The following is an 11,553-nucleotide window of genomic DNA, read 5'->3' as shown; positions in this document are numbered from 1 at the left end:
CAAATTTATATGACAACATTTCTTTTCAATCTTAAAAAAACAAATTTTCATTCCACACTAAAATGCTATGTCATCTGCCTACTAGGAATCTTTGCCTTTACAAGTTTAGGGGTAAATGCACAAACGATGGTAAATTCGTTAGAAGAGCTAAAACCGTTTCTAGACGACGATAATGTACATGTAAAGATGAAGCCGGGTGTGTATACTATTACGGCCGACGATGTAAAAAACGGATTATACACTAAAGAAACCATAATTAAAAATACCAGCAAGGTATTATTGCTTTTTGAAGGGAATAATAGCACTTACGATTTTACTGGAGTAACCATAAATGTAGATACAAAAGTGTTGCAAGCTTTTGGGAAATTTCAGGTTTATGAGATTCAAATTATAGGAAACAAAAATGTATTAAAAAACTTAACCTTAGTCGATGTAGGTTCTGTACACGACCATCCTGCACATCGTGCAAACAACATTGTAATAGATGGTTCACATAATCGTGTAGAGGGATTTAATGTTACTACAAAAGGGTCTTTTCCTTATGGTTATGGCGATGCTTTTGGGAAAGGCGGAAAATCGGTTATTCCACATAAAAAACATAGTGCTTGTTTGGTCCGTGGAGAATCAAATCATTTAAAAGATTCAAAATTTACACATAGAAGTTATGGACATTGCATTTTTATGCAAGCAGCAAATAACCCGATAATTGAAGGCTGCGTTGTAGAAGGCGAAATGCGTAAAACCGACGATATGTTGGCAGAAACTTCAGGGCCAGCATTCGATGTAGACTTTATGACCGTTTGGGGATATAAGCTTCCAAAAGACTATATGCTTAGTACAGGAGAGGCCGGGATTCGTGCTTACGATGGCGGAGAAACCGTAATTGATGGAAAAAACTACAGACGAGGAACGTCTAATGTTACCGTGTTAAATTGTACAGTAAAATATATGAGAACAGGGGTCACTATTGCTCATGCTACAGGAAAAAAACGCGTGGAAGGCTGTGTGGCTATTGGCTGCGAAAACGGCTTTTCGTTAGGGTCGGGCGAATTGGTAAATTGTAAAGCAGATGTTACTTATGGGCCGGCATATGCATCGACTTACGAACGCGATAAATCGTATAATGCAGATATCACACTATTAGATTCTAAAGAACCGTATTATAATGGCTCAGGGAATATCGCCTATATTGGAGGTAGTGAACACAAAATTACATTCCGTGGTTCTAGTCAAGGTGCAGCCCAAGGATTAAAAATTCAGGTTGGTGGCGATAAAAAGAATATCAGGTTATTACATGGGAATCTGCCTAACCAAAATAACTTTAAAGGTTTCGATTTTGAGCTTCATAATCTTACAAACTATCCGGTGTATTTATCAGATAAAAGCTCTGGAGTTTCAGGAGAATCTAAAGGTGAAATTACAGATTTAGGGACGAATAATTCTCTAAAATATACCGGGAAATAAGTAAATCCTACATCATAATATTTTACTTAAAACAGACTAAACAAAATCAAATGATAAAACAATTTGTAACCTTAGTACTTCTTTTAAGTGTCACTTTTACTGTGCACACACAAACTAATATAGGAGAGAAGCAGGCAATAGAGGTACACACACTTAAGGATTTTAAAACTTATGTCAGTCAGGATAATGTTCACGTAAAACTCAGTCCAGGAAATTATCAAATTGATGATGCTGAAAAGATAAGATTCATAGAAATCACCAGTAACAATTCGTATTACGATTTAAGAGGCGCTCGGTTTATGGTAGACACCAAGTTATTTAGTCGCCCCGATTTAATAAAAAGTGACGATGGCAATAGTATGTATTGTGCCATTGAAATTTCTGGAAATCACGTGACGCTAGAAGGCTTGTATATCGAGACTTATGGTGATACACCGGGACTTCAAAGTAAAAACAAGATGTTTAACATCGTTGGTGAACATGTAACTTTAAAGGATGTAGAAGTCCGAACCTCAGGGTCAAATCCGTGGGGCTACGGCTATTTGTATGGTTTAGGTGGCGGCGATGTTCGTAAAATGAACGGTATTCGTGTGGGGTATCCTGCTAAAAATGTAAAATTATTGGGTTGCCAAGTGCATATGCGCGCTATGGGGCACGCTATCTTTTTACAAGGTGCAGAAAACACCTTAATTGAAAACTGCCAAGTCGATGGATTGTTACGAACAACTGATGCTATGTTGGCAGAAACTTCTGGCTATGGTTTCGATAAGAAGTTCTACGCGGCTAAAGGCAATTATATTGAAGGTACCATCGTGGCAGCAGATGGTAAAATATTACCAGGAGAAATCATTTCGCTTAGTGAAGACGGCATCCGTATGTATCCAGAATATAACGGACATAAAACCAAAAACACGACCATTAAAAATTGTACGGTAAACCAAATGCGAAGAGGGATTTGTACTGGTTTGAGCACGTCGGGAGATATTATAATGGATTGTGTGGTACGCGATTGTGTGGCTACAGGATATAATATTGGGAATGGAGATACGGTAATAAATAGTAGTGCCGATGCTAAATATGGCGAGGCCTTTTGTATTCCGTATACCAATGCAAAAAATGCGAAAGTAGAGATGACGATTTTAGATAGCCGGAATGGATTAGCGAATACCTTATTAGCAAAAATAAATGGTACAGGTCACAATGTTGTTATTAAAACAGCAGACCCCAAATTTATCCCTGAAACTATGGCTATTAAATTATCGGTTTGGGAGGGCTATGGCAATTTTAATGAAAATGCGAAGATGCATGCTACAGATATTAAATTAGACAACCAAACTGAGGTTGAGGTCATTAAATTTAAAGGTACTAAAAATGCAAAAATAAAGAGTGTAGGACCTGTACGAGACGCCACCGAGGCAGAACATGTGGTAAATAATGCCAACCGAACAAAACGCTAATTATAAATGAAAATGATATTTAAAATATGCTTTTTTGGATTGCTATGTGTTAGTCAGTTTGTAGAAGCCAAAGATATTAAAATCAGCTCCTTAAAAGAGCTTGCCAAATACGCAGCAGCAAGTGGCAATACCATTACTATGGCGCCCGGAGTATATAAACTCAACGATTATTTAACTCCTGACATGCTTAAAACACGTAAAGATAATCAAGACTATCAATACATTACGTTTAGTGGGAGCAATAATGTGTTTAACTTAGAAGGCGTAGAAATAGAATTGGATACCGAAATTAGAACCGTATTAAATCCGCCTATTCACACCGACGAATTTTTAATTACAGGTACTCATAACACAATTGTTGGACTTACGATTAGATGTATCGGACAAGGTACCTCACGTGGCGGTACAGTGCTTCAAGTGGCTGGAGAATCTAATGTTCTAAAAGGCATTACATTATATGTTAAAGGGTCTTATCCGTATGGCTATGGTGATTTATTCGGAAAAGGAAAACAAAAAGAAACTACGATAAAACACCGTAAACACAGTGGTCTTTTGGTTACAGGTAATGAGACAAAACTGTATGGTTGTAAGGTATATAACCGGTCTTTTGGGCATTGTTTTTTTATTCAACAACATCCTAAGAATGTCTATTTTGAAGATTGTTATGCCGAAGGCGAAGTCCGCTCAACCGACGAGATTCTGGCTGAAACTTCGGGGCCAGCATTCGATGTGAATTTTAAAACCTGGACACAAAATCGGGAAGGGGAATATGTGGTAACGCCAGGCTATATGAAATCCCTTTGCGAAGACGGTTTTAGAACCTATGGTACATGCGAAAATATCAGCTTTAAAAACTGTACCGCTAAAAACACACGAGCCGGATTCGAATTGCGTTTTAACACAGCGCATGTAGAAAATTGTACAACTATAGGGACAGAACGCGGGTATTGGATAGGAGATAATTCCGTGGTTAAAAATTGTAAAGGCGATGCCAATTACGGACCATTATTATTTGTTGAAGGTAGTGGCGTAAAAGTCGATTTAATTGTAGATGATGCAGAATCAGACCGTCTGGTGCACGCTTTAGCAACCATTCAAGGGGCTGATAATACCATAGTACTAAAATCGGAAAACGGAAAAACGCGTCAAACACATTTACCTATTCTGGTGGGGTATACACATCCAGAGCATGGAGAAGCGATGTCTCCTTACGGTGAGGCACAAACCACCAATTTGAATTTAAGAAACGAAACCAAAATGCCTATTAAAATAGGTGTTCAGGCTAGTAATAGTATTATTACCACCAATGGTGAGATTATAGAAAACAAAGGAACGCTTATAAAAGTCAACAAAAGATAACAGCCTTTTAAAAAGATTGACAGACAAACAAAACTAATTTAAAATGAAAACCAAATTATTACTGTTAACAGCGCTTTTAAGTGTGACAATTGGGGGCTCTCAAAATCCCATTTTCACAAATGTATTTACAGCAGATCCATCACCTCATGTTTGGCCAGACGATCCCAATACACTATGGGTGTACACCTCACACGACGAGCCAGGGTCTAATAACCATTACGGCATGTCAGGTTATCACGCTTTTTCTACAACAGATATGGTGAATTGGATAGATCACGGCCGTATTCTTCATTTAGAAAATGTAGAGTGGGCAGAGAGTCATGCATGGGCCATGGACGCCACGTTTTATCGTGGGCAATATTATTTGGTGTATTGTATGAAAGAAGCGGGTGTTGGATTGTTTAGAACCGGAATTGCACGTAGCGATGTCCCACAAGGTCCTTTTACCGATTTAGGTTATGTAAAAGGCGTAGAGTTTGGTCAGGACCCAGCTATTTTTATTGACGACGATGGCACACCTTATCTGTATTGGGGGCACGATAGACAGTGTTATGCCGCAGAATTGAATGAGGACCTTATGTCTATAAAACCGGATACCTATGTTGATTTAACCAAGCAGTTAACCCATGTATTTGAAGGGCCTTGGGTACACAAACGTAATGGCACCTATTATTTAACTTATCCGGGCTTAACGCCGAGACGCTGGCCAGAAAAAATGTTTTATGCCGTAGCCGATAAACCTTTAGGACCATACACGTTTAAAGGTGTATTTATAGATGATTTTGAAGGACAAAGCGGGACCAATCACGGTGGTGTGGTAAATTATAAAGGGAAAGATATTATGTTTTATCACAGCGCTTGGTTGTCTGGTGGTTTGAGTGAAACACGATCTGCAATGGCAGATTATTTAGAATATGATAAAGCCGGTAATATCATCCCAATTATCCCTTCAAAAAAAGGTTTAGGAAAAGCTGAACGAACTAGAGTGATAATGAAATTGGAAGCCGAAAGCGGTTTTGCTTCAGGAGGCAACTTGTACAATGTGTTTGTAGATACGTATTTAAAAGACTATAGCGGAAAAGGCTATGTAACCAATTTCGATAATCCGTACGACCATGTGTCTATGTTAGCGCAAGTTGCTAAACCATCTAAATTTAGATTTAAAGTGAGATATGCATCACCAGAAGGCGAGTCTAATCACAATATATTAATCAATAGTCATTTGTGTCGCGAGTTTAAATTCCCACAATCTAAAACCTTTACAGAAATCGATTTTGGTATTATAGAACTTAAAGCAGGCGATAATCTGATCCGTATTTTTAAAAAAGATTGGAAACCTTCTTCAGGGCAATTGGCTGTAGATTATGTGAAGTTGGAACAGGTATTTGAAGATGAAAAACAACTATAATTAAATAATATAAAAATGAAAAAACTATTTATTACAGGGCTGGTGGCACTTATGGCTCAATTGGGCTTTGCCCAGAAGCAAGTCCGGGTAGATGCTACGGCTAATGGCGAAAAATTTGAACATTTTTGGAGCAAAAGTGTAGGAGCAGGTCGTGCAAACGAAGGTTTACGTGCCGGTTGGTTAGCGCAGTTAGAAAAGGTACAAGAAGAATGCGGATTCGAGTTTGTGAGATTTCATGGGATTTTTCACGACGATATGTTTCCTGTATTTGAAAAAGATGGAAAGTATACTTACAATTGGCAATATATAGACGATTTGTTTGATAGAATGTTAGATTTAAATGTGCGTCCGTTTGTAGAGTTGGCATTTTTTCCAACACCATTGGCAGCCGAAAATAGTAAAACGCAATTTTGGTGGAAAGCCAATATTACTCCAGATGAATCCAAGTATGGCGAATGGCATAATTTAGTAAAAGCCTTTACGCAACACTGCGTAGACCGTTATGGCATTGATGAGGTGTTAACTTGGTATTTTGAAGTGTGGAACGAACCAAATTTATATTATGGATTTTTTGATGGTACCAAATCCCAATATTTCGAGTTGTATAAACAATCTGTTTTGGCAGTAAGATCTGTAGATAATCGCTTAAAAGTAGGCGGACCATCAAGCAGTAATTTTGTAGCCGATGGGCGTTACGATGGCGAAGTAGAAAGCAGAGATGGAGATTTAATTACGTTTACCGCAGATAATATTAACAATCTGGAATGGAAAGGCTCTTGGATAGAAGACTTTTTAGCATATTGCGAGAAGGAAAAGCTTCCGGTAGATTTTGTGTCGACGCATCCATATCCTACAGATTATCCATTTAATCCAACTACAGGAAAAGGAAAAGATTTTTCTAGATATGTAAATTCTACAAAAGACGATATCGAATGGTTAAACAGAACCATTAAAAAAAGTGCTTACCCAAATGCCGAAATCCATTTAACCGAATGGAATACGAGTCCGAATAGTAGAGATGCCATGCACGATTTTTTACCACCAGCAGCGTATATTGCTAAAGTGAACTTAGATTGTATTGGGTTAACAAATTCGTTAGCGTTTTGGACCTTTACAGATATTTTTGAAGAAAAAGGCGGCGGAGAAAGTATCTTTCATGGGGGGTTCGGTATGATAAATTATCAAGGTTTAGTGAAGCCTTCGTATCATGCGTATAGAATGTTACATCATTTAGGTAATGAAAAATTATTTAAAAATGATTATCTATTTGTAAGTCGTAAATCTGGTGATGCAAAAATTGTAGCTTTAGCGTATAATTATCCAGAAGACCATTACAATGCGGTGCCTTCAAGCATCAAAAAAATAGATAAATATGATAATGGTAAATCACGTCAATTAAAAATGGAGCTCACCGATTTAAAACCGGGTACGCAATTTAAATTGGAAACTTTAGATAAGGATCATGGCAATATTTATAATTATTGGGAGCAAATGGGAAAACCAGAGCCACCAACACGTGAGCAAATTAAAGTGATGAAACAAGCTGCCGAAGGTCTTAAAACGGAATTGGTTACAGTAGGTAAAAATGGAAAGTTAACTCTAGATCGCGTATTGAGTCCTTGGAGCTTAGTCTTGATTGAGCAGATTAATTAATGCATTTTAATATAAATAGAAAGTAGTTTATTAGTAAAAAGACCATCTTAAAAGGTGGTCTTTTTTGAATTATATAAATATATTATCTTTTGTTCTAATAAAATTTAAGAGTAAGTTTTTTGAAAAATAATTTGATGTTTATTTATTTTAGGTGTGCGTTTATGTTTATATGTCTTAATATAATGTGTTTTAAATTAGTATTTTAGCATCGTTGTGTAAGTGTTGTTTAATCAACCAACGAATATCCTTTTTAATAATTACGATTTATTTGCTAGTTCTAATTGTGCTTTATAAGCTTCAATTCTGGCGTGTGCAGTTCCATCTATTAATAAAATAACAATCATCATAGCAATAGTTGTAATGCTTATGGCACGCCAAGTAGGAGTGTTTATAAATATAATTAATAATGCTGCTGTAATAATGATTATTGGGATGGCTTTAAAGACAATGGTTTGATATTCTTTTAATATACTCTCTGCGCGTGCAAGTTCTGTAGTAATAAATTCTGCTTTATTAGCGTGGTAAGCAGTTTCAAACTCTTTAACTCTTGATTTATTAGTGAAAAATAAACCAAGACCAATAGTTACTAGTAGAACGCCTGCTACCAAAGTTGGAATTATGTATGCTTTTGCAATGTCTGTTTTTCCGAATTGCCAAAATCCAAGGCTTGCAACTGCAAATACGATTCCGAATAGTATAAAAAACGGAGTTGAGAATAGTTCGTCTTCTGCCCAATCTGTTGCTGTTTTTAATATATCCATAATTAATTCAATTTATATTTTTCTCTATATTCGGTTGGACTTATACCTTCTTTCTTTTTAAATAACCTTGAGAAATAGGGCGGATATTCAAATCCTAACTCGTAAGCTATTTCAGATATACTTTTATTAGGTTGTAATAATATATTTTTTGCTTCATCTATTAAGTGTAATTGCAAATGTTCAGTAGTCGTTTTGCCAGTTTCTTTTTTTAAGGTGTCACTTAGGTAACGCTGGGAGACTTGCATTTGAGTTGCTATTTGCTCTATACTTGGTATACCTTTTTCTTGCAATTGTCCAGATTCAAAATATTGAGTTAGATATTGATTAAATTGGTCTAGCAAATTGTTAGATATTTCTTTTCTATTCAAAAACTGTCTTTCATAAAATCGATTGGCGTATTTTAATAAGGTATTTAGTTGGGAAATAATAATCTCTTTGCTAAATTCATCTTGATTGTTTTGATATTCAATTTCAATATTCTCAACGATTGATTCAATTTGTTTTTCTTCTTTTGGTGAAAGATGTAATGCTTCATTTACGGTATAAGAAAAGAAACCGTATTTTTTAATTTGATGGGCTAACTCGGTTCCTTTTAAGAAATCTTCATGAAAATTTATAGAAAAGCCTTTTTGTTCAAAAACGACACTACTATCCCATTGAAGTACTTGTCTTGGGGCTATAAAAATTAATGCACCGTTGGTAAAATCGTATTTTGTACGTCCGTAGTTTAAGTTTCCTTCTACATATTTTTTAAAACTAATAGAGTAGCAATCATTGGTAATTGGTGGCGAACTTTCTCTTGGGCAAGGTAAATAGCCATCGCCTTTAGAGTTGAATACACTAAACATAGGATGCTCTGGTCGAGGTAACTCTAAATACTCTAAGTAAGCCGATAATGTTTTAAAATGTTGCATAATACAAATTTATATATTCCATTTTATACCTGTTTCTTTTTCTGAAAGTTCCCATAGTTTTTTAGCCACTATTTTATCTTTAGCGTGTGGTTCTAGTTTGTGCGCACCAACAGGGCCAGTCCAGAAGTTTCTACCAGTTGGACCATAAAATTCTTTTTGGTCTAAATTTGGTTTTGTAGCACACATTAATTGCGGATATGCACCTTTTTCTGCAGATTGCGTTAATGGCGATAATTTCATGAGGTTAAAAATGAATTTCATCATAAAACTACCGCTTGTATTTATTAAGTTGGTTCGGGAAGACCCTGGGTGACAAGCGTATGCTTTAACTTCTGTTTTTTCTACTAATTTTAATCTGTCTTGTAATTCATAAATAGACATAATTTGAGCTAATTTGCTTTGACTATATGCGTTATTAGGTGTGTAATCTTTATCCCAATTCAAATCGTCAAATTTGATGGTTTTAATTCCCATATCATATCCCAAACTGCCTACAGTTACAATTCGTCCTTTAGATTTTTCAATAAGAGGAAACAATAAAGCTTGTAATGTCCAGTTTCCGTAGTAATTCGTTCCCATTTGACTTTCCCAACCATCTACCGTAAGTGTTTGATTAGGTACTTGAGCAATTGCTGCGTTGCAAATAAGCGCGTCTATTTGAGAGACTGTTTTTAAAACTTCTTCAGCAGCTTTTTTAACAGAAGCTTGTACTTCTAAATCCATTTTTATAGCAATAACGTCTATATGGTTTCCTAGTTCTTGCTGTAATATTTTAATTGAGTCTTCTGCTTTTTTAGGCTTTCTGTTAAGCATTACTACTGTTGCATTTTTAGATAGTAATATTTTTGCTGCTTCATAACCTGTTCCGCTAGTCGTACCTGTTATCACAAATGTTTTGCCTTTAAGGTTTTTAATTCTGTTGGGTGTCCAACCGTCTTTGCCAAATTGATTTGCCTTCATTTTTATCTGCTGTTTTAGAATGAAAAATTTTAAGCAAAGGTGTGAATTATGTTGACTGATTAGCTTATACAAATTTTCAGATGTTGTATATATTTTAGTATCATAGATTAGTGTTTGGGTTTGAGATGAGGGTATCAAACCTTAGGAAACATTGCAGTATCGGACGATGAAGCATTACGATTTATAGGTTTTTTATACGATTACCATGCCAAATTTGGCATGGAAAGTTAGAGGTAGAAAGCTTTTTTTATTTTAATAGGAATACCAAAAATACTAAAGAGTAAGTATTTAAATTCATACTAATAAGCATGATGTATTTCTTTTATTTTCATTTTAAAATTCTATTTTTGAAAACCTAAAAATAGTTGTAGTAAACTTTACGATAGCTATTAGTGTAACGCTTTTATATAGAATAATCTCTCTTAAATCATATGGTTAAACAATTACAATTTTTATTTCTTTTATTAATATCAACATTAAGTTTTGCTCAAACACCAGAATATTATAACTCTATCGATTTTACTAAAACAGGAGAGGAGTTAAAGACCGAGTTAGCCGAATTAATTTCTACAACACATACTACATATATACCATACACATCTAGTACCTTAGATACTTGGGATGCGTTAAAAACGAGTGATTTAGATCCTGATAATTTAGAGGATGTACTTTTGTTTTATGGTTATAATCAAACAAGTACTGTAACCATGTTTAATAGAACTCGAGATAAAGATTTAACCTGTCATGTTACTGAATGTACAGGGAAATGGAATAGAGAACATGTGTTTCCAAAGTCTTTAGCAAACCCCAATTTAGATACTTCATACCCAGGAGCAGGAACAGATGTTTATAATTTACGTCCTGCAGATACAGAGATGAATTCTTTAAGAAGTAATCGTAAGTTTGCAGATGGTACGGGGAATGCTTCAGTAACTGCTGACGGCCTTTTTTATCCTGGCGATGAATGGAAAGGTGATGTGGCAAGAATAATTATGTATATGTACTTGCGGTATCCAACCCGATGTTTACCTGTAAATGTTGGATCCGGGAACGCTGTGTATTCAGACTATGGAGATATGCCAGACGTGTTTTTAAAATGGAATGCAGAAGATCCCGTTTCTGAAGTAGAACGTAATAGAAATACGGAATTTGAAAGTATTCAAGGTAATAGAAATCCGTTTGTAGATAATCCCTATTTGGCAACTTTAATTTGGAATGGTCCTGAAGCTACTGATACTTGGAATACGTTGAGTGTAAATCAGGTTGAAGTTTCAGATTTTAAAATATATCCTACAATTACAACAGGATATGTATATATTCAAAATACCACGCAATCCAAAATACACTATCAGCTTTATAATATATTGGGACAACGCGTAATGTCTGCAACAACAACAGATAAAATTGATTTAACTGAAAGAACTAAAGGTATTTATATTTTAAAAATTAATGTTAATGCCAACAATTATAATTATAAAATTGTGAAGAAGTAATTGGCTGAATTATTAAAGCGTAAAAAAGTCTGAATAGGGATTGTTATAATCTTAATTCAGACTTTTTTATGGTATATTATTTTG

General features: G+C 35.4%; 9 protein-coding genes. 6 read left to right on the top strand and 3 right to left on the bottom strand.

Annotated features, from left to right (window positions below; translation table 11 throughout):
- Positions 1–9: 9 nt before the first annotated feature.
- The 5 genes from FNB79_RS16240 to FNB79_RS16220 are packed head-to-tail and all read left to right on the top strand — an operon-like array spanning position 10 to position 7,341.
- The gene (locus tag FNB79_RS16240) at positions 10–1,464 is read left to right on the top strand and encodes a hypothetical protein (RefSeq protein ID WP_143382360.1); all 1,455 of its coding nucleotides are present in this window, start codon (positions 10–12) and stop codon (positions 1,462–1,464) included.
- A 50-nt stretch (positions 1,465–1,514) separates the two neighbouring features.
- Entirely contained in the window at positions 1,515–2,921 is a 1,407-nt protein-coding gene (locus FNB79_RS16235; protein WP_143382359.1) for a right-handed parallel beta-helix repeat-containing protein, read from the top strand.
- A 6-nt stretch (positions 2,922–2,927) separates the two neighbouring features.
- Positions 2,928–4,280 (top strand): hypothetical protein, encoded by a 1,353-nt coding sequence (locus tag FNB79_RS16230; protein WP_143382358.1) that lies wholly within the window; start codon positions 2,928–2,930, stop codon positions 4,278–4,280.
- 43 nt (positions 4,281–4,323) lie between these two features.
- Positions 4,324–5,688: a family 43 glycosylhydrolase gene (locus FNB79_RS16225; RefSeq protein ID WP_143382357.1), complete on the top strand. Its 1,365-nt coding sequence runs from the start codon at positions 4,324–4,326 to the stop codon at positions 5,686–5,688.
- Positions 5,689–5,703: 15 nt separating this feature from the next.
- Positions 5,704–7,341, top strand: coding sequence for a GH39 family glycosyl hydrolase (locus FNB79_RS16220; protein WP_143382356.1), 1,638 nt, complete (start codon positions 5,704–5,706; stop codon positions 7,339–7,341).
- Between the two features lie 257 nt (positions 7,342–7,598).
- Here the strand turns inward: FNB79_RS16220 and FNB79_RS16215 are convergent, their stop codons facing one another.
- Genes FNB79_RS16215 through FNB79_RS16205 form a run of 3 tightly spaced genes read right to left on the bottom strand, consistent with a single transcriptional unit; the run spans position 7,599 to position 9,976 of the window.
- A complete protein-coding gene (locus tag FNB79_RS16215; RefSeq protein ID WP_143382355.1) occupies positions 7,599–8,102 on the bottom strand; it encodes a hypothetical protein in 504 nt (167 codons plus the stop codon).
- A 2-nt stretch (positions 8,103–8,104) separates the two neighbouring features.
- The gene (locus tag FNB79_RS16210; RefSeq protein WP_143382354.1) at positions 8,105–9,016 is read right to left on the bottom strand and encodes a helix-turn-helix domain-containing protein; all 912 of its coding nucleotides are present in this window, start codon (positions 9,014–9,016) and stop codon (positions 8,105–8,107) included.
- Between the two features lie 9 nt (positions 9,017–9,025).
- Positions 9,026–9,976 carry an SDR family oxidoreductase gene (locus tag FNB79_RS16205; RefSeq protein WP_143382353.1) on the bottom strand — a complete coding sequence of 317 codons (951 nt, stop codon included), beginning with the start codon at positions 9,974–9,976 and terminating at the stop codon, positions 9,026–9,028.
- Between the two features lie 431 nt (positions 9,977–10,407).
- Between FNB79_RS16205 and FNB79_RS16200 the strand changes: the two genes are divergently transcribed.
- Positions 10,408–11,469, top strand: a complete 1,062-nt coding sequence (locus FNB79_RS16200) for an endonuclease (protein WP_143382352.1) — start codon at positions 10,408–10,410, stop codon at positions 11,467–11,469.
- Positions 11,470–11,553: the final 84 nt, after the last annotated feature.

Source organism: Formosa sediminum, from assembly GCF_007197735.1.
GTDB classification, from domain to species: domain Bacteria; phylum Bacteroidota; class Bacteroidia; order Flavobacteriales; family Flavobacteriaceae; genus Formosa; species Formosa sediminum.
This window is presented reverse-complemented; position numbering and strand designations above follow the sequence as displayed.

Bases quoted from the DNA above. Each gene is read 5' to 3' on its own strand.
- FNB79_RS16210 (WP_143382354.1), bottom strand. From the start codon at position 9,016: ATGCAACATTTTAAAACATTATCGGCTTACTTAGAGTATTTAGAGTTA.
- FNB79_RS16205 (WP_143382353.1), bottom strand. From the start codon at position 9,976: ATGAAGGCAAATCAATTTGGCAAAGACGGTTGGACACCCAACAGAATT.
- FNB79_RS16200 (WP_143382352.1), top strand. From the start codon at position 10,408: ATGGTTAAACAATTACAATTTTTATTTCTTTTATTAATATCAACATTA.
- FNB79_RS16225 (WP_143382357.1), top strand. From the start codon at position 4,324: ATGAAAACCAAATTATTACTGTTAACAGCGCTTTTAAGTGTGACAATT.
- FNB79_RS16240 (WP_143382360.1), top strand. From the start codon at position 10: ATGACAACATTTCTTTTCAATCTTAAAAAAACAAATTTTCATTCCACA.
- FNB79_RS16220 (WP_143382356.1), top strand. From the start codon at position 5,704: ATGAAAAAACTATTTATTACAGGGCTGGTGGCACTTATGGCTCAATTG.
- FNB79_RS16215 (WP_143382355.1), bottom strand. From the start codon at position 8,102: ATGGATATATTAAAAACAGCAACAGATTGGGCAGAAGACGAACTATTC.
- FNB79_RS16230 (WP_143382358.1), top strand. From the start codon at position 2,928: ATGAAAATGATATTTAAAATATGCTTTTTTGGATTGCTATGTGTTAGT.
- FNB79_RS16235 (WP_143382359.1), top strand. From the start codon at position 1,515: ATGATAAAACAATTTGTAACCTTAGTACTTCTTTTAAGTGTCACTTTT.